The organism is Sedimentitalea arenosa (assembly GCF_016428585.1).
Classification (GTDB): Bacteria; Pseudomonadota; Alphaproteobacteria; order Rhodobacterales; family Rhodobacteraceae; genus Sedimentitalea; species Sedimentitalea arenosa.
Genome location: NZ_JAELVR010000001.1, coordinates 406,076 through 428,183, shown reverse-complemented (window position 1 = coordinate 428,183; position 22,108 = coordinate 406,076). Strand labels below are relative to the sequence as shown.

The following is a 22,108-nucleotide window of genomic DNA, read 5'->3' as shown; positions in this document are numbered from 1 at the left end:
TGTTTCCCGAACCGTCGCGCACCGTTTTCAAAAGGTTTTTCGCGCCGCGGGACCGGTTTTGCGCCCTTGACGCTGACCGGCAAGCCTGAACATGTATGGTGCGATCCTTATACCGCCCCTGAGGCTCCGGCCTCTACCCCATATCGAACGAATGCCCGATGCTGCTGCTGATCGACAACTATGACTCCTTCACCTACAACCTCGTGCACTATCTGGGCGAGCTTGGCGCGGACGTTGTGATCCGGCGCAACGACGCGCTGGACGTTCAACAGGCCATGGCAATGAACCCCGCGGGCATCCTGCTGTCCCCCGGTCCTTGCGATCCCGATCAGGCGGGCATCTGCCTCGCATTGACCGAGGCGGCAGCCGAAACGGGCACGCCGCTGATGGGCGTGTGCCTCGGGCATCAGACCATCGGACAGGCGTTCGGCGGCAAGGTGGTGCGCTGCCACGAGATCGTGCATGGCAAGATGGGCCGCGTGCATCACACCGGTACCGGCGTGTTCGATGGGCTGCCATCGCCCTTCGACGCCACGCGTTATCATTCGCTGGTGGTGGACCGCCCCAGCCTGCCCGATTGCCTGACCGTCACGGCGGAACTGGAAGATGGCACCATCATGGGGCTGCAGCACCGCGATCTGCCGATCCACGGCGTCCAGTTCCACCCGGAATCCATCGCTTCCGAGCATGGCCACGCCTTGTTGCGCAACTTCCTTACAGATCTGAAGGTTCCGGCATGAGTGATGCGCTGAAACCGCTGATCGGCGCCGCCGCCGAACGCCCCCTGACCCGTGACGAGGCCGAAACCGCCTTCACGATCCTGTTCGAGGGCGAAGCGACCCCCAGCCAGATCGGCGGCTTGCTGATGGCGCTGCGCACCCGCGGCGAGACCGTCGACGAGTTCGCCGCGGCCGCCGCGGTGATGCGCGGCAAGTGCCACCGTGTGCAGGCACCCGATGGCGCGATCGACATCGTCGGAACCGGCGGCGACGGCAAGGGCACGCTGAACATCTCGACCGCCACCGCTTTCGTGGTGGCGGGCGCAGGCGTACCGGTCGCCAAGCACGGCAACCGCAACCTCTCGTCGAAATCCGGCGCGGCGGATGCGCTGACACAGCTGGGCCTCAATGTCATGGTCGGCCCCAAGGTCGTCGAGCGCGCGCTCAGCGAGGTCGGCATCGCCTTCATGATGGCCCCCATGCATCACCCCGCGATGGCCCATGTCGGTCCCAGCAGGGCCGAGCTGGGCACCCGCACGATCTTCAACATCCTCGGCCCGCTGACCAACCCGGCCGGCGTCAAGCGCCAGTTGACCGGTGCCTTCTCGCGCGACCTGATCCGACCGATGGCGGAAACGCTGGCTGCCCTGGGATCGGACCGCGCCTGGCTGGTCCACGGCAGCGACGGCACCGACGAGTTGACCATTGCCGGCGTCAGCTGGATCGCTGCGTTGGAGGACGGCGTCGTCAAGGAGGTCGAACTACATCCAGAGGATGCCGGCCTGCCGGTTCATCCCTTCGAAGACATCCTCGGCGGCACGCCCGAGGCCAACGCCGCCGCCCTGCGCGCCCTGCTCGACGGCGAGCGCTCGGCCTATCGCGACGCGGTGCTGTTGAACGCCGCCGCGGCCCTGGTCGTCGCGGGTACCGTGGACGACCTGCGCGAGGGCGTGGGCCGCGCCGCCGAGAGCATCGACAGCGGGTCCGCCCGCGACAAGATCACCACATTGGCCCGCATCACCCAGGAGCCCGCATGACAGAGACCGTTCTCGACCGGATCAAGGCCTACAAGCTCGAAGAAATTGCCGCCGACAAGGCCGCGCATCCGCTGGAGGAGATCGAAGCCTCCGCCAGCGCCGCTGGGCCGGTCCGTCCCTTCTTCGAAGCCCTGAACATGGCCAGCCGCGAGGGTTACGGGCTGATCGCCGAAATCAAGAAGGCAAGCCCGTCCAAGGGCTTGATCCGTGCCGATTTCGACCCGTCCGCACTGGCCGAGGCCTATGAGACGGGCGGCGCGACCTGCCTGTCCGTGCTGACCGACACGCCCAGCTTCCAGGGCGCCAAGGACTATCTGGGTGCCGCACGGGACGCCTGCAGCCTGCCGGTCCTGCGCAAGGACTTCATGTACGACCCCTACCAGGTCGTCGAGGCGCGGGCGCTGGGGGCGGATTGCATCCTCATCATCATGGCCACAGTCGAGGACACCCAGGCCGCCGAGCTGGAAGCGACGGCGATCGAATGGGGCATGGACGTGCTCATCGAAGTCCATGACGAGAACGAACTGAGCCGCGCCGCCAACCTCAAGAGCCCGCTGATCGGCATCAACAACCGCGACCTGCGCACCTTCGAAACCTCGCTCGACGTGACCCGCCGGCTCAGCAAACTGGTGCCCGTTGATCGTGTGATCGTTTGCGAAAGCGGGCTGAACACGGCCGAGGACCTGGCCGAAATGGCGCGCTACGGCGTGCGCGATTTCCTGATCGGCGAAAGCCTGATGCGCCAGGACGACGTCGCCGCGGCCACGCGCACCCTGCTCGAGAACCCGCTGACCGCCGGTGGCATGTGATGGCGCTCACGCATTTCGACGCCAAGGGCGATGCGCATATGGTCGATGTCTCGGACAAGGCGACGACCACCCGCATCGCCACGGCGCGCGGTCATGTCCGCATGGCCCGCGCCACCTTTGATCTGATCGCGGACGGTCGCGCGAAGAAGGGTGATGTTCTGGGGGTCGCAAGGCTGGCCGGGATCATGGGGGCCAAGAAGACACCCGACCTGATCCCGCTCTGTCACCCGCTGCCGGTGACCAAGGTCGCGGTCGACCTGACGCTCGATACCGACCTGCCCGGCGTGCAGATCGAGGCAACGGTCAAGACAACCGGTCAGACCGGGGTCGAGATGGAGGCACTGACCGCCGTCAGCACAGCCGCGCTCACGGTCTATGACATGACCAAGGCGGTGGACAAGGCGATGGAGATCGGCGGGATCCGCGTGGTCCTGAAGGATGGCGGCAAATCCGGCCGTTACGAGGCCGAATGATCCCGGTCGCCGAAGCCCGCGCCGCGCTGTTCGACCTCGTGGCGCCGCTGCCGGCCGAAGAGGTGCCGCTGATTGAGGCCGCCGGGCGGGTGTTGGCGCGACCCGTCAGCGCCCGGCGCGACCAGCCGCCTTTCGCGGCCTCTTCGATGGACGGCTACGCGATGAAGGCGGCTGAGGTCGAGCGCGACGCCATGTTCAAGGTGATCGGCGAGGCCGCCGCCGGCCACGCCTTTGTTGGGAGGGTCGGCCCGGGTCAGGCGGTGCGCATCTTTACAGGCGCACCGATCCCCGAAGGTACCGATTTCGTGGTCATCCAGGAGGACGTGGGCCGCGCCGGCGATCTCATCACCATCGTCGCGGACCCTGGCAACAAGACCAATATCCGTCCGGCGGGCGGCGATTTCACCGTCGGCACGACCATGTCCGCGCCCCGCATCCTCGCTCCGCAGGACATCGCGCTGCTGGCGTCGATGAACATCCCCGTGGTGCCGGTGACACGCAAACCCGTTGTGGCGATCCTCGCCACCGGAGACGAACTGGTGATGCCGGGGGAAACGCCGGGACCGGACCAGATCATCGCCTCCAACAGCTTCGGTCTGAAGGCGATGCTCGAGGGGCTGGGCGCCACAGCACGGCTTCTGCCGATCGCACGGGATACGCTGTCCTCGCTGCGCACGGCCTTCGAGCTTGCCGAGGGTGCCGACCTGATCGTCAGCATCGGCGGCGCCTCGGTGGGCGATCACGACCTTGTCGGACAGGCGGCGGCGGACATGGGTATGGCCCGGTCGTTTTACAAGGTCGCGATGCGGCCCGGCAAACCGCTGATGGCGGGCAAGCTCAACGGCGCGGCGATGGTCGGTCTGCCCGGCAACCCGGTATCCGCCATGGTCTGCGGCCATATCTTCCTTGCGCCGATGATCCGCGCCATGCTGGGGCTGGGTACAGACCTGCCCCCGCTGCGCCAGATCGCGCTGAGCGCCGACCTCGACCGGAACGGCCCTCGGGAACACTACATGCGCGCAGTGATCGAAGGCGGCAGTCTGCGCGCGTTCGACAACCAGGACAGCTCCCTGCTCACGGTGCTTTCACAGGCCAACGCGCTGCTGGTGCGCCCGCCCAACGACCCGCCACTCAAGGCCGGCGCGATGGTCAACTACCTTCCGCTCTAGCCACGGGCTGCGCAAACCCGTTGACACAAAACGGGAACATGCCTAGAACAAAGCCAAACGGGCCAACCGGAGGTACAGGCAATGTTGACCAAGAAGCAGCTGGACTTGCTGGAATTTATTCACAAGCGGGTGCAGCGCGACGGTGTTCCGCCCAGTTTCGACGAAATGAAGATCGCGCTGGACCTGCGCAGCAAGTCCGGCATTCACCGCCTGATCACGGCGCTCGAGGAACGCGGGTTCATCCGTCGCCTTGCCCACCGCGCCCGCGCAATCGAGATCGTCCGCCTGCCCGAAAGCCTCGGCGGTGCATCGACGGCAGGCTTCAGCCCGCGCGTGATCGATGGTGACAGGCCCGACACACCGCGGCCCGCCAACGCCGACCCCGTCAGCGTCGCGGCGATCGAACTTCCGCTGGTCGGTCGCATCGCGGCCGGTGTCCCGATCGAGGCGATCAGCGACAGCGCGCACCAGGTCGCGGTCCCTCAGCAGATGATCTCGACCACGGGCGAGCATTACGCGCTCGAGGTCAAGGGCGACTCGATGATCGAGGCAGGCATCAACAACGGCGACGTGGTGGTGATCCGCGAAACCTCGACCGCCAACAACGGCGACATCGTCGTGGCGCTGGTCGAAGATCACGAGGCGACGCTCAAACGCTTCATGCGCCGCGGCAACGCCATCGCGCTCGAGGCCGCCAACCCGGCCTATGAAACCCGCGTGTTTCCCGATGACAAGGTCAAGGTGCAGGGCGTCCTCGTCGGGCTGATCCGCACCTACTGACGCAACGCCAAGCGCCTTGCCTTGGGGGCCGGCGGCGTGTTCCAGATCCGGGCGCCGGCCTTCTCCTGTGCCGTGACGATGCCCTTGTCGGAAATGGCGAGGCTGCCGGTGCGCAACAGGCGTTTCGGGTCGAATACCTCGCACGGCCCGTCGAGGCGCAACGGCACCGACGAAATCACCACTTCCCCTGCGACGCAGCTTTCGATCTCAGCCGCGCCGGTCTTGCCGATCACGTGAACCACCTCGGTCGCGGCGAGCGCCACGCGCCGCAGCTTGCCCTCCGGCCCCGGCCAGCGCGCGGCGGCACCGGTCTGATCGATCCCGTCGCCATCATTCTCGAGCCAGTTGCGCGCGACGAACCCCGCCCCACGTGGCTTGCTGAGGGCGCGGCCCTGCTCGGTCATGACGCCAACAAGCCCTCCGGTATCGGCGACCAGCACCATCGGTCGATCAGCCTGCGTCCAGAGTGCGAAAGCGACCGCTGCGGGCGCGAGGCCGATCAGTCGGGACCGCCCCTGCCACAGCATCAGCCAGAGCATCCCCAGCGCCATCATAGGCAGAACCCAAGGCCCCGGCCCGGGCACATGGCTTTGCGCGCCATCGAGCCCCGTCACGACATGCGCCACGCCGAGGATCCAGCGCAGACCCAGCCCCATCGGGTATAGCCCCACGATCTCGAGCCCCAGCGGGGCGAGAAACAGTGCCAGAACGGCCGCGGGGATCACCAAAACTCCCATCAACGGCACCGACAGCAAGTTGGCGAACAGCCCGTAATGCGACATCGTGTTGAAATGTGCTGCTCCGATCGGCGCGGTCGCCAGGCCCGCGATGGCCGAGGACAGGACAACGCCCAGCACCGGTTTAGCCCAGCCGGGCGCGCGCGGCAGGTCGGCATCCCGCAACCAGCCAAAGAACGCGACTAACGCCGTCGTGGCGGCAAAGGACATCTGGAACCCAGGCCCCAGCAACGCCTCGGGCCGCAGAACCAGAACGATCAGCGCGGCCATCGCCACCGCGCGAAGCGAAAAGGCGCGCCGATCGACCAGCACCGCCAGCAACACGACCGCCACCATGATGAACGCCCGCTCGGTCGCCACATTGCCACCGGACAGCGCTAGGTAGACCGCCGCTGCGCCAAGCGCCCCGACGGCTGCGATCTTCTTGACCGGAAAGCGCAGGGCCAAGGCTGGAACAAGGGACAATCCCATGCGCAACGCCGCGAAGACGAACCCCGACAGCAACCCCATGTGCAACCCCGAGATCGCGAGAAGGTGGGCGAGGTTGCTGGCACGCAGGGCGTCGAGCGCGACCTGACTGACACCGCTGCGATCCCCCGCGGTGACGGCGGCGGCAAACCCACCCACATCCCCCGGCAGAACCCGTCGGATATGATCGGACACCGCCATGCGCAGCGCGAAGATGAAGAGACCCGTGCGCCCTTCACCGGGCGGCGCGACCGTCAGCACCGGGTTGCGCGTGTAACCGACCGCGCCCAACCCCTGGAACCAGGCGTGCCGGCGGAAATCGAACCCGCCGGGTTCCACCGGCCCTTGTGGTGGAGACAGATGCCCGGTTGTCATGATCCGCTGCCCCGGCACCAGTTCGGCCGGAGGGCCATGCAGAGAAATGCGCACCTTGTCCGGGCGCTTGTCGGGGCCCACCCTTTCGAGCCGAACCCGGTCGAGCGTCACGCGCACCGCGTCCGAGGCGGAGCGATCCAACCCCACGACGCGGCCCTCGACCGGACCGTAGTAGCGCCAGTCGAGCACCGGCCCGACCACCTGGTGGGCTCGCAGGCCGGCGAGGCAGAAGCCCGCCGCCGACAGCGCCAATACCCAGCCGAGGCTCGTCAGCCCGCCGGGCCAGCGCAGGGCCACGGCAGCGCCAAGCGCCCCCGTGGCAAGCAATGCAGCGTGCACCCAGGGCGCGGGCTCGACGGGACAGAGGAAGTACAGCCCGATCCCGATCGCAAGGAAGACCGGTATCCAGGGAAAGAGATGTCCGCGCTGGTTCAACAGAACCAGGTCGCACCGGGCAAGGGTCCGCCTCAGACCGCGCATGCTTGCTCCCCGCCGTGAGGCTCGCTAGACAGGCGCAAACCCTAGCCTTGTCTTGGTTATCAAAAGGTAAATCCCCGCCCATGAGTCAGCCCGTCGTCACCCGTTTCGCCCCGTCGCCCACCGGGTTCCTGCACATCGGCGGCGCGCGCACGGCGCTGTTCAACTGGCTCTATGCCCGCGGGCGGGGCGGCAAGTTCCTGCTCCGCATCGAGGACACGGACCGCGCCCGCTCGACACCCGAGGCGACGGCGGCGATCCTGCAAGGGCTCGACTGGCTGGGCCTCGATCACGATGGCGACGTCATCAGCCAGTACGACGGCGCGGCGCGCCATGCCGCCGTGGCGCAGGAGTTGCTCGCGCGCGGGAAGGCCTACAAGTGTTTCTCGACGCAGGAGGAAATCGCGGCCTTCCGCGAGGCCGCGCGCGCCGAGGGAAAGAGCACGCTGTTTCGCAGTCCATGGCGCGACGCCGATCCAGAAACGCACCCGGATGCGCCCTTCGTCATCCGCATCAAGGCGCCACTGGACGGGGTCACCGTGATCCGTGACGAGGTGCAGGGCGACGTGACCATCCGCAACGACCAGCTCGACGACATGGTGTTGCTGCGCGGCGACGGGACCCCCGTCTATATGCTGGCCGTCGTGGTCGACGATCACGACATGGGCGTGACCCACGTCATCCGCGGCGACGATCACCTCAACAACGCCGCGCGACAGATGATGATCTATGACGCGATGGGCTGGCAGGTTCCGGTCTGGGCGCATATTCCGCTGATCCACGGTCCCGACGGCAAGAAGCTCTCAAAGCGGCACGGCGCGCTTGGGGCGCAGGAGTATCAGGCGATGGGCTATCCGGCCGCGGGCATGCGCAATTACCTTGCCCGGCTCGGCTGGAGCCATGGCGATGACGAGTTCTTCAGCGACGCGCAGGCACTCGAATGGTTCGATCTGGACGGAATCGGCAAGAGCCCGGCACGGTTCGACCTCAAGAAACTCGAGAATCTGTCGGGCCAGCACATCGCGGTGATGGAGGATGCTGCTTTGCGGCATGAAATTGTAGCATACCTCGCCGCGGCCGGCCTTCCGCCCCTGAGCGAGCGGCAGGAGGACGATCTGGAGCGTGCGATGTATTGCCTCAAGGACCGGGCGCGGACATTCCCGGAACTGCTTGAAAAGGCGCACTTTGTGCTAACCTCTCGACCCGTCGTGCCGGACGAGAAGGCCGCTAAGGCTCTTGCGACGGTATCCAATGGTATACTGTCAGAATTGACGCCGCATCTGCAAAATGCTAGCTGGTCGCGAGACAACCTGGAGGAGGTTTTGAACGGGTTTGCCGAATCTCGGGAAACCAAGTTCGGCAAGTTGGCGGGTCCGCTTCGCGCAGCGCTCGCGGGCCGGACCGTGACACCTTCGGTGTTTGACATGATGCTGGTTCTGGGGCGCCAAGAGACCCTGGACAGGCTCAAGGATGCGTCTGACTGACCTCCGGCCTGGACCGGGACGGACGGATGCCGATACCACCGGGTCTGCGCACCGGCGCGCCGACCCCGCCCGCACGAGGCGCGCTTGGCGCCGCCCGTGGATGTAAGAGGAAGAGACATCATGACTGACACGACCAAATCCGCGACCCTGACGATCGGGGACAAGACATACGAGCTGCCGATCTACTCGCCAACCGCCGGTCCCGATGTCGTCGACATCCGCAAGCTCTATGGCACCGCCGGCGTCTTCACCTACGATCCGGGCTTCACCTCGACGGCAAGCTGCGACAGCACGATCACATTCATCGACGGCGACAAGGGTATTCTGCTGCACCGCGGGTATCCGATCGATCAACTGGCCGAGAAATCGCACTATCTCGAAGTCTGCTATCTGCTGATGAACGGCGAATTGCCGGATGCCGCGGCTCTGGAAGATTTCGAAACCCGCATCACGCGCCACACCATGGTGCATGAGCAGATGCACAACTTCTTCCGCGGGTTCCGCCGGGACGCGCACCCCATGGCGACCATGGTCGGCGTGGTCGGCGCGATGTCTGCATTCTATCACGACAGCACCGACATCAACGACGAATGGCAGCGAGAAGTCGCGGCCATGCGCCTGATCGCCAAGGTGCCGACGATCGCCGCGATGGCTTACAAGTATTCCATCGGACAGCCCTTCGTCTATCCGCGCAACGATCTGGATTATGCATCCAACTTCCTGCACATGTGCTTCTCGGTGCCCGCCGAGGAATACCATGTCGACCCGATCCTCTCCCGCGCGATGGACCGTATCTTCACGCTTCACGCCGACCACGAGCAGAACGCCTCGACCTCGACGGTGCGGCTGGCATCGTCGTCCGGCGCCAACCCGTTCGCCTGCATCGCCGCCGGCATCGCCTGTCTCTGGGGGCCGGCACATGGCGGCGCCAACCAGGCCTGCCTCGAGATGCTGAAGGAAATCGGCACGCCCGACCGGATCCCCGAGTTCATCGGCCGCGCCAAGGACAAGAACGACCCGTTCCGCCTGATGGGCTTCGGCCACAGGGTCTACAAGAACTTCGACCCGCGCGCGACGGTCATGAAGCAATCCGCCGACGAGGTGCTCGACCTGCTGGGAATCGAGGACAACCCGATCCTCCAGGTCGCAAAGGAGCTCGAGCGCCAGGCGTTGGAGGACCCCTATTTCGCGGACAAGAAACTGTTCCCCAACGTCGATTTCTACTCGGGCATCATCCTCGAGGCGATGGGCTTCCCGACTTCGATGTTCACGCCGATCTTTGCCGTCTCCCGCACCGTGGGCTGGGTCAGCCAGTGGAAAGAGATGATCGCGGACCCGCAGAACAAGATCGGTCGCCCGCGCCAGCTGTATCTGGGCGAGACCCAGCGCGACTACGTGGACATCGAAAAGCGCTGATCTCCAGGATCCAAGCAGAACGGCCCGCCTTCGCAAAGAGGGCGGGCCGTTTTTCATTCTGACCGGTGTTGTGTTCCCTCTGGCTCAGCGGCCTTCGAAGCTCGCCGGGCGTTTCTGCAGGAAGGCCAACACACCTTCGCGGAAATCCCGCGACTTGCCGCATTCGCCCTGCAGGTGCGCCTCGGTTTCCAGCTGATCCTCCAGTTCCTTGCCGAAGGAGCCGCGAATGGCTTTCTTGACCGCCGCATAGGCTGCGGTCGGTCCGGCGGCAAGGTGCGCGGCACGCGCGCGCCAGTGTGCGTCGAACTCGCCATCCTCGACCGCTTCCCAGATCAGTCCCCATTCATCGGCCTGTCGGGCGCTGATCTTGTCCGCGAACAAAGCCGCGCCCATCGCCTTGGCCAGCCCCATCTGGCGCGGCATGAACCAGGTGCCGCCAGCATCGGGGATCAGCCCGATGCGGGTGAAGGCCTGCAGGAAATAGGCGCTCTCGGTCGCGATCACCACGTCGGCGCTCAGCGCGAGGTTCGCCCCTGCCCCGGCCGCCGGTCCGTTGACCGCCGCGATGGTTGGCACCGGGCAGTCATAGATCGACGCAAGCATCGGTGCATATTCATCGCGCAGGGTGCGTTCGAGGTCGATCTGGGTCGCATCGCTCCGATCGCCCAGGTCCTGCCCGGTGCAAAAGGCGCGCCCGGCCCCGGTCAGGACGATGGCACGGGCCTCTTTGGCGGTCTCGCGCATTGCATAGGCGATCTCAGCCCGCATCTGCGTGGTGAGAGCGTTCATCTTGTCCGGCCGGTTAAGGGTCACGATGCCCAGCCCGTCGGTAATGTCCACGGTGATTGTCTGATATTCCATGACGCCCTCGTGCTGTTGGTTGCGCGGAACCTGCCCGAAACCGGCCTGCAGGAAAAGCGGAACCGGGCGTCAATCCTCGAGAATCTGGCGCAACCGCTCCTGTTCGGCCTCCGAGAGCGCGGCTTCCTGTGTCTTGGGCGCGGCCTCGCGGCCGCGCAGATAGCCATAACCGACGCCGCCGGCCAACAACAGCATCAGCGGACCCGCCGCCCAGAGGATCCAGTTCGATCCCCCGGTCGTGGGGCGCAGCAGAACGTATTCGCCATAGCGATCCACGATGAATTCGAGCGCCTGCTCGTTGCTGTCTCCCTCGACCAGGCGTTCGCGGACCAGAAGGCGCAGATCGCGCGCAAGGTCGGCGTTGCTCTCGTCGATGCTCTCGTTGCGGCAGACAAGGCAGCGCAACTCCCGGCTCAGCTCACGCGCTCGCTCTTCGAGAACCGGATCGTCCAGCACCTCGTCAGGCAGAACCGCTTGCGCGGGTGTCGCAAGGTATGCAATCCCGAGCGCACAGACCAGCGCCAGATTGAGAAGTGTGCGTTTCATTCGGCGGGCAGTCCCTGCGTTCCGGCACGGCGGCGCGCGCCGGCCGCGACCCGGAAACGGCGGTCGGACAGGCTCAGCGCTCCGCCCAACGACATCAGGATGCAGCCGGCCCATATCCAGTTGGTCAGCGGCTTAATATATGTCCGCACTGTCCAGCCACCATTGGTCTGTTGATCACCGATCACGACGTAGACATCGCGCAGGAACCGGTAGTCGATCGCCGCCTCGGTCGTGGGCATCCGCGCCACCGGATACTGCCGCTTTTCCGGGCGCAACTGCGCCAAGGTCCGACCGTCCTTTGCGAGGGTCACGAGTCCCGTCGTGGACAGGTAGTTGGGTCCTTCCAGGTCGATCACGTCGTCAAGCGTCAGAGTAAACGCGCCGACCTCAAATGGTTCCCCCAGTTGTGCGACCCGGATATCCTCCTGCTCCCATGCGGTCAGGCCGGCGATGGCGAACATGGTGATCCCCAGACCGGCATGTGCCGTCGCCTTGCCCCAATCGGCGCGCGGCAAGCGGGTCAGACGTGCAAGACGGTTCGAGCCTCGCCCCGTGCGTGACCAAAGGTCGACCAGCGCGCCGAACACAACCCACGAGCCAAGGAACAGCCCGACAGGCCCCAAGGCACTGCGCCCGGTCTGCATGGCCCACGCCAACAGCCCCAAGGCCACAGCCAGCATGAAAGCATAGCGCAGGGGCCACATGGCGCGCCCCAGCTTGCCGCGCTTCCACGGCAGCATCGCGCCAACCGGCAGGATTATCCCCAGCAGCACCATGAAGGGCGTGAAAGCCATGTTGAAGAACGGCGGTCCGACGCTCAGCTTGCGGTCAAAGAACATCTCGGCGATCACCGGCCACATCGTGCCGACGAAGACCACAAAGCACGACACTGCGAGGATGATGTTGTTTGTCAGCAGAGCGCTTTCCCGGCTCACGACACCGAACACACCTTTGGCTTCCATCGCTCCGGCACGCATGGCGTAAAGCGTCAGCGCGCCGCCGGTGAACACTGCCAGGATGATCAGGATGAATACGCCCCGCTCCGGGTCGTTGGCGAAAGCATGGACACTTGTCAGCAAACCCGAGCGCACGATGAACGTGCCGATCAGCGAAAAGCCAAAGGCGAGGATTGCAAGCAGGATGGTCCAACTCTTCAGCGCCTCGCGTTTTTCAACCACGATCGCCGAATGAAGCAGCGCCGCCGCCAGAAGCCAAGGCATGAAAGAGGCGTTTTCGACCGGGTCCCAGAACCAGAAGCCGCCCCAACCCAGCTCATAATAGGCCCACCACGATCCAAGCGCGATACCGATGGTCAGGAAGACCCAAGCGGCCAACGTCCAGGGCCGCACCCAGCGCCCCCAAGCGGCATCGACCCGCCCCTCGATCAGCGCCGCGACAGCGAATGAAAACGCCATGCTCAAGCCGACATAGCCGAGATAGAGAAACGGCGGGTGAAACGCGAGACCCGGGTCCTGCAACAGCGGGTTCAGATCCTGCCCGTCAAACGGCGGCACAGCCAGTCGAATGAACGGGTTGCTGGTAAACAGGATGAAGGCGAAGAAGGCGACCGCGATAGCAGATTGAACCGCCAGAACACGCGCCTTCAGGCTGGGTGGCAATCCGCCCCCGAACCAGGCCGCCATCGCGCCGAACAGGGTCACGATCAAAACCCAGAGTAGCATGGAACCTTCGTGGTTGCCCCAGGTTCCACTGATCTTGTAGATCATCGGCTTGGCCGAATGACTGTTCAAGACCACCAGTTGCAACGAGAAATCCGAGGTGACGAAAGCCCAGGTCAGAGCGCCGAAGGCAAAGGCCGTCAGCAGGAACTGCACTGTCGCAGCAGGTTCCGCGACCGCCATCCAGCCGGTCCATCGTTTATGCGCCCCGACAAGTGGCACGACCATCTGCACGATGGCCACCATGAATGCGAGGATGAGGCAGAAATGTCCGAGCTCTGTAATCATGCTCAAAGGTATAGACCCCCGCCGCCCTGCGGCCAACGGTATTCGGCACGGACGGCGGTTCACATTGTCGCAAGCCTCAGGCGCTGCGGGCGGTCTTCCAGTCCTGCAAGGCCGGATTCTCCTCGCTTCGCAGCACCGCCACGTTCAATTGGGCATCCGGCCCCGGATCGGCAGCGCCCGGACTGTCCGCGCGCATCCGCTCCAGCGTGTTAATGTTCTCGACCACCTGCGGCACGCGCGCCATGGTCGCGGCGACCTCGCGCTGAAAGCTCTGCGCTTTCAGCTGGTGTCGCGCGCCGAAATAGAACGAGACGATCACCCCAAGAAGCCACCACAGCGGTTCCGGCACGAGGGCGATGCCTTGCATCCTTGCAGCAAACCACAAGGGATCGATCATCGCCGCCACGAACAGGCCCAGCGTTCCCAGTGCCAGCGCGGGTCGCGGCAAGCGATTCACACCGTCCATGACCTGATCGAACCGCCCCTGCCGAGGCACCACGAATTCGGCGCCGAACTGCTGCATCGCCTGGCTTTGCACCTGGCGGGCGCGCTGCGCCCCGGCCTCCGCGTTCTCGGTAAAGACCTCGGCAGTCTCGCGAATGATGTTGCGTCCGTTGCCGAACATCATGCTCAGAAATCCCTGGATCAGCCCCATGCTGCCACCCTCTGTTGAAATTGCGCCTGCGTCATATGGTACTTCGGCGACAGGAATTCCTCGGCGCGCCTGATCCAGCCGCCTTTTCCGCCGGCGCGCGTTCGGGCGTATTTCCGGCTCGCCACGCGTCCATCGCCGATACGGAAATAGTAGTTGCGCCGTGCCACCCCATAGGCGTCCCGCAGCACCAACGGATCGGGATGCGCCGCATCCTCGGCCGCCTTCAGCGTCTGCGGTCCGATCGCACCATCGACCGCCACCGCATATCCCATGTCTCGCAGCATTCGCTGCAGGATCTTCACCGCATTCGCCCCAGCATTGACGTACATGTCGAACAGGCTCGCCTGCAGAGCCGCCGGCATATCCGCGATCCGTGGCCGCACGAAGTAGTGGGTTATGAAGATATCGACCGCCTGCGCCCGGCTCAGGGCTCGAACATCGGCCACGCCGACCTCACCATCGCCGGTCAGGTCCAGTCCAAGCCGGCGCATTGTGTGAATCGTGACGCCGAAATTCGTGGCGCCGCCAGGGTCGTCGGGATCGTTCACATAGCCGCCCTCGCGGGCCACAATCTCTTCTGCAATTTCACGCACAGTCTGCATGACAGTCTCCCAAGAATACGTCGGGAAGACTGCTGCAAATGGGTTAACGACCGGGAACCCGACCGTGCGCTACGAATTCAATCTGCTTCGAAAGACAATGCGACAGCGCGTCAGCTGCCGCTAGGCTCCTTGTAGACGCCCTGTTCCTTGAGCGCATCAACGACTTCCGCGGGCATGTAGGTCTCGTCATGTTTCGCAAGTATTTCAGTGGCCTCAAAGGTGCCGTTCACGTAGCTCCCGGTACCCACCATTCCCTGGTTCTCCGCAAAGAGATCGGGCAGTACGCCCGAGAACGTCACGGGAACCGAAGCGCCGCCGTCGGTCACGACAAAGCGGATCGTCTCGCCCTCGCCGCGCACAATACTGCCTTCTTCGACCAGGCCACCGATGCGGAAGACCTCGCCCGGCGCCGGGGGTTCAGCCATGATCTGACTCGGCGCGCGGAAGAAATTGATTCCATCGCGCATCGCATACCCGATCATTCCGGTCGCCACCGTCAACGCGACAGCGGCGACCACGATGACCTGAACACGGCGTTTCTTCTTAAGGCTCTTCATCGGCTACCTCATGGAAACAGCGGGGCCATCATCAGACCCTCGGTCTCTTTTTCACGTAACATCAGGTTGGCATTTTGCAACGCTTGGCCACTGCTACCTTTTGTCAGGTTATCCAGCGCCGCGATCACGATCGCGCGGCCGTTGATCCGGTCCGACGTGACGCCCAGATGCACGAAGTTCGACCCACGCACGTGATGCGTGCTCGGCGCTTCGCCAAAGGGCAAAACCTCGATGAAGGGTTCCCCTTCATAGGCGCGCTGGAACGTCGCGTGGATCTCCTCCGCCTCGCCCCGGACATAAACAGTCGCGAGTATGCCCCGGTTGGCCGGGATCAGATGTGGCGTGAACTGCACCCGCACCGGTCGCCCTGCCAACGCGCTGAACTCCTGGTCGAACTCGCCGAGGTGGCGATGCGTACCACCGATGGCATAGGCGTTGTAGCCTTCGCTCAACTCGGCATGCAGCAGGTTTTCCTTGAGGCTGCGCCCGGCACCCGAAACCGCACATTTCAAGTCGAGGATGATCTCGTCCAAGTCGATCACACCGGCTGAAATCAGCGGCCGCAGCGCAAATTGTCCCGTCGCCGCGTTGCACCCGGTTCCTGCCACCAGCCGCGCAGCGCTGATCTCGTCGCGATAGAACTCGGTCAGCCCATAGACCGCCTCTTCCTGCTGTGCGAGCGCCGCATGGGCGTTGCCATACCATTTCTCGTAGGCCGCCGGGTCGCGCAGCCGGAAATCGGCGCTCAGGTCGACGATCTTGAGGTCAGCCGGCAGGTCGCGGATGACCTCCTGGCTGGTTTTGTGCGGCAAGGCGCAGAAACACAGGTCGACATTGGAAAAGTCGATCTCGTCGATCCGACACAAGGCCGGCAGGTCCAGGTGGCGCAGATGCGGAAACACCTCGGCCAGGGTCATCCCCGCCTTGCGCTCCCCCGACAGGGCGACGATTTCCATGTTCGGATGGCCGGCGATCAGCCGGATCAGTTCGGCGCCGGTGTATCCGCTGGCGCCAAGGATTGCGATCTTGTGGGTCATGTCGGACCTTCAGTCATTGATGTCTCGATGATGATGCCGCACGGGTCGACACCGGAATAGCGCGAAACGACTCGCGCGGGCCTTGATAAAAATCAGGCCGGGGAAAAGGAGATCTGTCGTCGGAGGAACTGCGTCGCCCGGTCGCTGACACGCCTGGCATCGCCCGTCGTCAGGTATCCGGCCGCCCCGTTTCCCAACATGTCGGGATGGCGTTGAAGGTAATCCGCGAGGCTTTCCGCCACCAGGTTTGCCTGGCTGAACACGGTCACGTCCGGCCCCAGCGCCTCTTGGAAAGCATCCGCCATCAGCGGGTAATGCGTGCAGCCAAGAATTGCCGCCTGCGGGTGCGGCATCTTGCGTTTCAGCGCATCGACATGGCTGCGCACCAGCGCCTCGGCCAGGATCATGTCGCCTTCCTCGATCGCGTCGACCACGCCGCCGCAGGCTTGTGCTTCGACATCAACGCCGATGGCCCGGAAGGCAAGTTCCCGCTGGAAAGCCCGACTGGCAACCGTCGCCGGGGTCGCGAACAGCGCAACATGCTTGACAGCAACTTCTCTTGGCGGGCTGTTATCACCCCATTGCCGCTCGGTCAGCGCTTCGATCAGCGGGACGAATACACCCAGCACGCGCTTGCCCTTGGGCAAGCCAGCCTCCTGGATCCGACGCAGCGCCGCGGCACTTGCCGTGTTGCAAGCCAGGATCACCAAGTCGCAACCACCGTCCCAGAGCCGATGCACGGATTTCACCGTCAGATCATAGACGTCATCGGCATCGCGCACACCATAGGGCGCATGGGCACTGTCGCCGAGATACAGGAACTCCACGTCGGGCAACCGTGCCTGCGCCGCGGCCAGAACGGTCAGCCCGCCAAGGCCGGAATCGAAAATGCCAACTGCCATGTCAGTATCTCAGGCGCGGTGCCGGTCCTCGAACTCCAAGCCGCAGTCCAGAACGACGAGCGGCGTCGAGAACAAGTCATAGGTGGCTTTCCAGAGGAAATCCATCGTCTGTTTATAGCCTGCCGCCACAGGAGCCAGAATGTCGCGTCCAATGCCAAGTCCACGTCGGGTTGCTTCGTGGGCCCAGATCTTGCACGGCCTCAGTGAACGCCCGGTGGCAGCCAGACAACAATCACTCGGCAGCTTGCGCCATGTCCGGCCCACCCTGACGGAACGCAGCCAGAAGCTCCTCGCGCCGCTTCGCCGCCTTGGCCTCGTTCGACGCCTTGACGGGACCGAAGCCACGAATGTCCAGCGGCAATACCGCTAGCGCCACGGCGATATCCAGCGTCGCGGCCGTGACCTTGGGAAGCACTTCTTTCATGTCCGCTTCATATTGCCGGATCAAGGCGCGCTCCATCCTGCGCTCGGCGCTGTAGCCGAACAGGTCCAGCGGTGTCCCGCGCAGCATCTTGAACGCCTTGAGCACCCTCAACGGGGTCCTGAGCCACGGCCCGAAGGCGCGCTTCTTCGGGCGCCCGTCCGGGCCCGTGCCACCAAGGATCGGCGGCGCCAGGTGAAAGGTCATCCTGAAATCGCCGTCGAACTCGGCAGCGGCCTTCTCCTGACTTGTCAGAAGCAACCGAGCGACCTCGTATTCGTCCTTGTAGGACAACAGCTTGTGATACCCCTTGGCTACCGCTTCTTTCAGGCGAGCGTCGTCGATCCCATCGACCAGCTGGCGATAACGTTTCGCCAGCCGCTTGCCCTGATAGGCAACAAGGTGATCGGCGCGATAGGCGATCTTCTCTTCGAGCGACTTGGGCATGTCGACCACGTTGGGCTTCAGGATCGCTGCCGCCTCGGCCGGGTGCAGAACCGCCCAACGGCCGATGTCGAAGGCGCGCTTGTTGCGTTCGACCGCCGCACCGTTCAGGTCGATGGCCTGATGGATACTTTCCAGGCTGAGGGGGATCAACCCGCGCTGCCAGGCTCCACCGAACACCATCATGTTGGAATAGATCGAATCCCCCAGCGTCGCCTTGGCGAGATCGGAGGCATCAAACAAGTCCAGCCGCTCCTTGATGCGGGCCTGCAACGCCAGTTCCAGCCGGTCCGCCGGCAGGGCGAACTCGGTGTTGCGGGTGAAATCACCGGTGATGATCTCGTGACTGTTGACCACGGCGCCGGTCTGCCCGGTGCGGGTCAGTCCCAGTGTCTTGGCCGCCGCTGACACGACGAGGTCACCGCCGATCAGCGCATGCGCTTCGCCGGTCGCGACCCGGATCGCGCTGATATCCGCGGGCGCGTTGGCCAGCCGGCAATGGATATGCACGGCGCCGCCCTTCTGAGCCAGGCCAGCCATCTCCATCATGCCCGCGCCCTTGCCGTCAAGCTGCGCGGCTTGCGCGAGCAATGCACCGATGGTCACGACCCCGGTGCCGCCGACGCCGGTAATCACGATGTTGTAGGTGCCGTCGATGGCCGGCAGGTCGGGAGTCGGCAGGTCCGGCAGATCAAGATCGGTCGTTGCCTCCTTCTTCACTTTCGCACCCTCGAGCGTCACGAACGACGGACAGAACCCCTTGAGACAGGAGAAATCCTTGTTGCAGGAGGACTGGTCAATGGCCCGCTTGCGTCCCAGTTCTGTTTCTTCGGGCACGATCGACACGCAGTTGGATTGCACGCCGCAATCGCCGCAGCCTTCACAGATGTCGGTATTGATGAACACCCGCTTGTCCGGGTCGGGAAAGGTGCCGCGCTTGCGCCGGCGGCGTTTTTCAGCGGCGCAAGTCTGGATGTAGATGATCGCCGAGACGCCCTCGATCTCGCGAAACTTCTTCTGTACCGCTTCCATCTCGGCGCGTTCGTGCCATTCCAGACCCGTCGGGAAAGGATCGCGCGCGGGTTCTTCCTTCTCGTCATAGACGACGGCGATTTGCTTGATGCCCATCGCCTTCAACTCGGCCGCGATGCGCGGTGCATCAAGGTCGCCCTCGTTGTGCTGCCCGCCCGTCATGGCGACCGCGTCGTTGTAGAGGATCTTGTAGGTGATGTTTGTCTTTGCAGCGACCGCCGCGCGGATCGCCTGGATGCCCGAATGGTTATAGGTGCCATCGCCAAGATTCTGGAACACGTGCGGCGTATTGGAAAACGGCGCCTCGCCGATCCAGTTGGCGCCCTCGCCCCCCATGTGGGTATATCCCTGCGTGGCGCGATCCATCCATTGCGCCATGTAGTGACAACCGATCCCGGCATAGGCACGGCTTCCGTCCGGCACGCGGGTCGAGGTGTTGTGCGGACAGCCCGAGCAGAAATAGGGCAGACGCGCGGCGATATCCTCGGCATTGTCGTTGCGTCGCGCGTCGTCCAGCGCGGCCATGCCGGCGCGGATGCCGTCGGTCTCGCGCCCTTCCTCGATCAGGATCTTGCCCAGTCGTTCGGCGATCATGATCGGGTCGAGCGCGCCTTGCGTCGGAAACAGCTCCGGCCCGTGCATCGAACCGGCCCCGCCGCCCTTGTGCCACCCCCAGACGCGGCGGCCCCGACGGTCATCGAAGATCGCTTCCTTGATCTGCACCTCGATCAGCTTGCGCTTCTCTTCGACCACAACGATCAGATCCAGCCCTTCGGCCCAGTCGTGGAAGCCCTTCATGTCGAGAGGAAACACCTGCCCGATCTTGTAGGTGGTGATGCCCAGCCGCTCGGCTTCGGCCTCGTCAATGTTCAAAAGGCTCATCGCGTGAACGAGGTCGAGCCAGTTCTTGCCCGCCGCTACGAACCCGATCTTGGCGCCGGGTTTGCCCCACATCCGCTTGTCCATGCGGTTGGCGTGGCTGAAGGCTTCGGCGGCAAAGCGTTTGTAGTCGATGACGCGCGGCTCCTGCGCGTGCGGCGTGTCCCCCAGACGGATGTTCAGACCACCTTCAGGCATCTCGAACTCGGGCCTGACCAGTTGCATCCGTTGCGGATCGCCGTCCACGACCGATGTCACCTCGATCGTGTCCTTCATCACCTTCAGCCCCGCCCACAGACCGGAAAATCGCGACAACGCAAAGGCATAGACACCGTAGTCGAGGATTTCCTGCACTCCCGCCGGGCTGACGATCGGCATATAGGCATCCATCAGCGCCCATTCGCTCTGGTGCAGAGTCGTACTGCTTTCGCCGGTGTGATCGTCCCCCATCGCCATGATGACGCCGCCCAAGGCACTGGTCCCCGCCATGTTGGCGTGCCGGATCACGTCACCCGACCGATCGACGCCCGGCCCCTTGCCGTACCAGAGTCCGAAAACCCCGTCGAACTTGCCGTCCCCGTGCAGACCGGCCTGCTGAGATCCCCAGAGCGCGGTCGCCGCCAAATCCTCGTTGAGACCCAGTTGAAAGGTGATGTCGTGTTCGGCCAGCGGTTTGGCGGCACGCTGCATCTGGATGTCGACCGCGCCCAGCGGCGACCCCCGATACCCGGTGACAAGGCCGGCGGTATTGTGGCCCTCGGCGCGGTCGCGCGCCTTCTGCATCAGCATCAGCCGCACCAGCGCCTGGGTTCCGTTCAGCAGAACCGGGCTCTTGCTCAGATCGAAGCGGTCGGTCAGGGAAATCTTCTGTGTGGACATGCTACGCCTCCCAACGTCAGACTGTTCAATGGTGATAATAGGTCATAACTAGTGACCTGTATAGCGGAAATAATCGCTTTTCCCGGCGTCACGGCTGTTGCAAGCCGAAGCCCTTGCCCTTTCATATAGTGCACCGAAGACATACCGAAAGTGACCCTGATGGATTGGGACAAGCTCAGAATCTTTCACGCGGTGGCCGATGTGGGCAGCCTGACCCACGCCGGGGACCGCCTCAACCTGTCGCAATCCGCAGTCAGCCGCCAGATCCGCGCGCTCGAGGAAAGCCTCGGCGCGACCCTGTTCCACCGGCATGCGCGCGGCCTGATTCTCACCGAACAGGGCGAATTGCTGCATGACGCGACCAGCGCCATGTCCAAGCGGCTCGAAACCGCCTCGGCCCGGATCAAGGACAGCGAAGAAGAGGTGTTCGGCGAGTTGCGCGTCACCACCACCTTCGGATTCGGCCTGCTGTGGCTCGCCCCGCGGCTGCCAAAACTCTACGACAAGTATCCCGATCTCAAGGTCGATTTGATGCTTGAGGAACGCGTGCTCGATCTGCCGATGCGAGAGGCCGACGTGGCCATCCGGATGAAGGAGCCAAGCCAGGCAGACCTGATCCGCAAACGCCTGATGTCAGTTCAGATGCTGCTCTATGCATCGCGTGACTATCTCGAAAAGAACGGCGCCCCGCAAACACTGGACGACATCGCCGATCATCGCCTGATCTGCCAGAATACAGACTCGGCTCAAGTCAGCGCAGGCGCAACACTGGTCCAGCTCCTCATGACCTGCAATCCGCACTCGACCCTGACGGTCAATAACTATTTCGGCGTCTTGCAGGGCGTCCTGAACAATCTCGGCATCGGAGTGCTGCCCGACTACGTGACCCAGGACTTCCCGGACCTCGTGCGCATCCTGCCCGAGATCGGCTCGGCCGAGGTGCCGGTCTTCCTCGCCTATCCCGAGGAACTGCGCCAATCCCAGCGTATCGCCGCATTCCGCGATTTCGTCCAGGAAGAGATCATCGCGTATCGCAAGTCGCTCAGGACACAGGAAAAAACCTGAGCCATGCAAAAATCGCATAACGGGCTTGCCACACGCGCAGCGTGATTTTCCTTGATCGTTCACAGACTGCTGCCTAATTGGACGCATGAAGGCGATGATGCTCAAACGCTCATCATCTTCATACCTCCCTGTTGGACTTTGGCCGAGCTTAGTGCTCGGCCTTTTTTTTCGCCCGGCCCATGCCCCGACTGGAGCGGCGCAGCAACGCGGCGGGAAAAATCCTCGCGTCGCATGGATTTCTCGCGAAATTGGGCTTACGCAAGTCTGAACTGCCTCTTTTCAGGCCGAACAGCCTCATACCAAGCCCGGAGCGTTCC

At 64.1% G+C, this 22,108-nt stretch carries 19 protein-coding genes; 9 read left to right on the top strand and 10 right to left on the bottom strand.

The genetic code is table 11. The features are described 5' to 3' along the window. The first annotated feature begins 158 nt into the window (after positions 1-158). The 6 genes from JF290_RS02035 (at position 159) to lexA (ending at position 4,987) form a co-directional block, all read left to right on the top strand. Positions 159-740 (top strand): anthranilate synthase component II, encoded by a 582-nt coding sequence (locus tag JF290_RS02035; protein ID WP_199023057.1) that lies wholly within the window; start codon positions 159-161, stop codon positions 738-740. Next, entirely contained in the window at positions 737-1,756 is a 1,020-nt protein-coding gene (gene trpD / locus JF290_RS02030) for an anthranilate phosphoribosyltransferase (protein WP_199023056.1), read from the top strand. Before JF290_RS02035 ends, trpD begins: the two co-directional genes overlap by 4 nt. Continuing rightward, positions 1,753-2,565, top strand: a complete 813-nt coding sequence (trpC, locus tag JF290_RS02025; RefSeq protein ID WP_199023055.1) for an indole-3-glycerol phosphate synthase TrpC — start codon at positions 1,753-1,755, stop codon at positions 2,563-2,565. Before trpD ends, trpC begins: the two co-directional genes overlap by 4 nt. Continuing rightward, positions 2,565-3,038 carry a cyclic pyranopterin monophosphate synthase MoaC gene (moaC, locus tag JF290_RS02020; protein ID WP_199023054.1) on the top strand — a complete coding sequence of 158 codons (474 nt, stop codon included), beginning with the start codon at positions 2,565-2,567 and terminating at the stop codon, positions 3,036-3,038. The genes trpC and moaC overlap by 1 nt, the downstream gene beginning before the upstream one ends. Continuing rightward, positions 3,035-4,207: a molybdopterin molybdotransferase MoeA gene (locus JF290_RS02015; RefSeq protein ID WP_199023053.1), complete on the top strand. Its 1,173-nt coding sequence runs from the start codon at positions 3,035-3,037 to the stop codon at positions 4,205-4,207. The genes moaC and JF290_RS02015 overlap by 4 nt, the downstream gene beginning before the upstream one ends. A gap of 81 nt (positions 4,208-4,288) precedes the next feature. Further along, positions 4,289-4,987 (top strand): transcriptional repressor LexA, encoded by a 699-nt coding sequence (lexA, locus tag JF290_RS02010; RefSeq protein WP_199023052.1) that lies wholly within the window; start codon positions 4,289-4,291, stop codon positions 4,985-4,987. Here the strand turns inward: lexA and JF290_RS02005 are convergent. Beyond that, entirely contained in the window at positions 4,981-7,047 is a 2,067-nt protein-coding gene (locus JF290_RS02005; protein ID WP_199023051.1) for a ComEC/Rec2 family competence protein, read from the bottom strand. The genes lexA and JF290_RS02005 overlap by 7 nt on opposite strands. An 80-nt stretch (positions 7,048-7,127) precedes the next feature. On the opposite strand from JF290_RS02005, the gene gltX reads away from it, so the two are divergent. Together gltX and gltA are read left to right on the top strand one after the other, a co-directional pair. Further along, positions 7,128-8,528 (top strand): glutamate--tRNA ligase, encoded by a 1,401-nt coding sequence (gene gltX / locus JF290_RS02000; protein WP_199023050.1) that lies wholly within the window; start codon positions 7,128-7,130, stop codon positions 8,526-8,528. A 120-nt stretch (positions 8,529-8,648) separates the two neighbouring features. After that, positions 8,649-9,944 carry a citrate synthase gene (gene gltA, locus JF290_RS01995; protein ID WP_199023049.1) on the top strand — a complete coding sequence of 432 codons (1,296 nt, stop codon included), beginning with the start codon at positions 8,649-8,651 and terminating at the stop codon, positions 9,942-9,944. Positions 9,945-10,028: 84 nt separating this feature from the next. Here the strand turns inward: gltA and JF290_RS01990 are convergent, their stop codons facing one another. The 9 genes from JF290_RS01990 to JF290_RS01950 form a co-directional block, all read right to left on the bottom strand. Continuing rightward, positions 10,029-10,805: an enoyl-CoA hydratase-related protein gene (locus tag JF290_RS01990; protein ID WP_199023048.1), complete on the bottom strand. Its 777-nt coding sequence runs from the start codon at positions 10,803-10,805 to the stop codon at positions 10,029-10,031. Positions 10,806-10,874: 69 nt separating this feature from the next. Continuing rightward, entirely contained in the window at positions 10,875-11,351 is a 477-nt protein-coding gene (locus tag JF290_RS01985; RefSeq protein ID WP_199023047.1) for a cytochrome c-type biogenesis protein, read from the bottom strand. Continuing rightward, entirely contained in the window at positions 11,348-13,318 is a 1,971-nt protein-coding gene (locus tag JF290_RS01980; RefSeq protein WP_199023046.1) for a heme lyase CcmF/NrfE family subunit, read from the bottom strand. The genes JF290_RS01985 and JF290_RS01980 overlap by 4 nt, the downstream gene beginning before the upstream one ends. A 76-nt stretch (positions 13,319-13,394) precedes the next feature. After that, positions 13,395-13,973, bottom strand: coding sequence for a holin family protein (locus JF290_RS01975; protein WP_199023045.1), 579 nt, complete (start codon positions 13,971-13,973; stop codon positions 13,395-13,397). Continuing rightward, a complete protein-coding gene (locus JF290_RS01970; RefSeq protein WP_199023044.1) occupies positions 13,964-14,575 on the bottom strand; it encodes a holin-associated N-acetylmuramidase in 612 nt (203 codons plus the stop codon). Before JF290_RS01970 ends, JF290_RS01975 begins: the two co-directional genes overlap by 10 nt. 110 nt (positions 14,576-14,685) lie before the next feature. Further along, positions 14,686-15,132 carry a cytochrome c maturation protein CcmE gene (gene ccmE / locus JF290_RS01965; protein ID WP_199023043.1) on the bottom strand — a complete coding sequence of 149 codons (447 nt, stop codon included), beginning with the start codon at positions 15,130-15,132 and terminating at the stop codon, positions 14,686-14,688. Positions 15,133-15,140: 8 nt separating this feature from the next. Next, positions 15,141-16,169, bottom strand: a complete 1,029-nt coding sequence (gene argC / locus JF290_RS01960; RefSeq protein WP_199023042.1) for an N-acetyl-gamma-glutamyl-phosphate reductase — start codon at positions 16,167-16,169, stop codon at positions 15,141-15,143. Between the two features lie 92 nt (positions 16,170-16,261). Then, the gene (locus JF290_RS01955; RefSeq protein WP_199023041.1) at positions 16,262-17,071 is read right to left on the bottom strand and encodes a glutamate racemase; all 810 of its coding nucleotides are present in this window, start codon (positions 17,069-17,071) and stop codon (positions 16,262-16,264) included. 232 nt (positions 17,072-17,303) lie between these two features. After that, positions 17,304-20,726: an indolepyruvate ferredoxin oxidoreductase family protein gene (locus JF290_RS01950; protein ID WP_199023040.1), complete on the bottom strand. Its 3,423-nt coding sequence runs from the start codon at positions 20,724-20,726 to the stop codon at positions 17,304-17,306. 159 nt (positions 20,727-20,885) lie between these two features. Here JF290_RS01950 and JF290_RS01945 point away from each other — a divergent pair, with 159 nt between their 5' ends. Next, positions 20,886-21,791: a LysR family transcriptional regulator gene (locus JF290_RS01945; protein WP_199023232.1), complete on the top strand. Its 906-nt coding sequence runs from the start codon at positions 20,886-20,888 to the stop codon at positions 21,789-21,791. Positions 21,792-22,108 lie beyond the last annotated feature (317 nt).

What these genes read in the sequence shown, in the direction of transcription:
- JF290_RS02035 (WP_199023057.1), top strand. Translation starts at nt 159, where the DNA reads ATGCTGCTGCTGATCGACAACTATGACTCCTTCACCTACAACCTCGTG.
- trpD (WP_199023056.1), top strand. Translation starts at nt 737, where the DNA reads ATGAGTGATGCGCTGAAACCGCTGATCGGCGCCGCCGCCGAACGCCCC.
- trpC (WP_199023055.1), top strand. Translation starts at nt 1,753, where the DNA reads ATGACAGAGACCGTTCTCGACCGGATCAAGGCCTACAAGCTCGAAGAA.
- moaC (WP_199023054.1), top strand. Translation starts at nt 2,565, where the DNA reads ATGGCGCTCACGCATTTCGACGCCAAGGGCGATGCGCATATGGTCGAT.
- JF290_RS02015 (WP_199023053.1), top strand. Translation starts at nt 3,035, where the DNA reads ATGATCCCGGTCGCCGAAGCCCGCGCCGCGCTGTTCGACCTCGTGGCG.
- lexA (WP_199023052.1), top strand. Translation starts at nt 4,289, where the DNA reads ATGTTGACCAAGAAGCAGCTGGACTTGCTGGAATTTATTCACAAGCGG.
- JF290_RS02005 (WP_199023051.1), bottom strand. Translation starts at nt 7,047, where the DNA reads ATGCGCGGTCTGAGGCGGACCCTTGCCCGGTGCGACCTGGTTCTGTTG.
- gltX (WP_199023050.1), top strand. Translation starts at nt 7,128, where the DNA reads ATGAGTCAGCCCGTCGTCACCCGTTTCGCCCCGTCGCCCACCGGGTTC.
- gltA (WP_199023049.1), top strand. Translation starts at nt 8,649, where the DNA reads ATGACTGACACGACCAAATCCGCGACCCTGACGATCGGGGACAAGACA.
- JF290_RS01990 (WP_199023048.1), bottom strand. Translation starts at nt 10,805, where the DNA reads ATGGAATATCAGACAATCACCGTGGACATTACCGACGGGCTGGGCATC.
- JF290_RS01985 (WP_199023047.1), bottom strand. Translation starts at nt 11,351, where the DNA reads ATGAAACGCACACTTCTCAATCTGGCGCTGGTCTGTGCGCTCGGGATT.
- JF290_RS01980 (WP_199023046.1), bottom strand. Translation starts at nt 13,318, where the DNA reads ATGATTACAGAGCTCGGACATTTCTGCCTCATCCTCGCATTCATGGTG.
- JF290_RS01975 (WP_199023045.1), bottom strand. Translation starts at nt 13,973, where the DNA reads ATGGGGCTGATCCAGGGATTTCTGAGCATGATGTTCGGCAACGGACGC.
- JF290_RS01970 (WP_199023044.1), bottom strand. Translation starts at nt 14,575, where the DNA reads ATGCAGACTGTGCGTGAAATTGCAGAAGAGATTGTGGCCCGCGAGGGC.
- ccmE (WP_199023043.1), bottom strand. Translation starts at nt 15,132, where the DNA reads ATGAAGAGCCTTAAGAAGAAACGCCGTGTTCAGGTCATCGTGGTCGCC.
- argC (WP_199023042.1), bottom strand. Translation starts at nt 16,169, where the DNA reads ATGACCCACAAGATCGCAATCCTTGGCGCCAGCGGATACACCGGCGCC.
- JF290_RS01955 (WP_199023041.1), bottom strand. Translation starts at nt 17,071, where the DNA reads ATGGCAGTTGGCATTTTCGATTCCGGCCTTGGCGGGCTGACCGTTCTG.
- JF290_RS01950 (WP_199023040.1), bottom strand. Translation starts at nt 20,726, where the DNA reads ATGTCCACACAGAAGATTTCCCTGACCGACCGCTTCGATCTGAGCAAG.
- JF290_RS01945 (WP_199023232.1), top strand. Translation starts at nt 20,886, where the DNA reads ATGGATTGGGACAAGCTCAGAATCTTTCACGCGGTGGCCGATGTGGGC.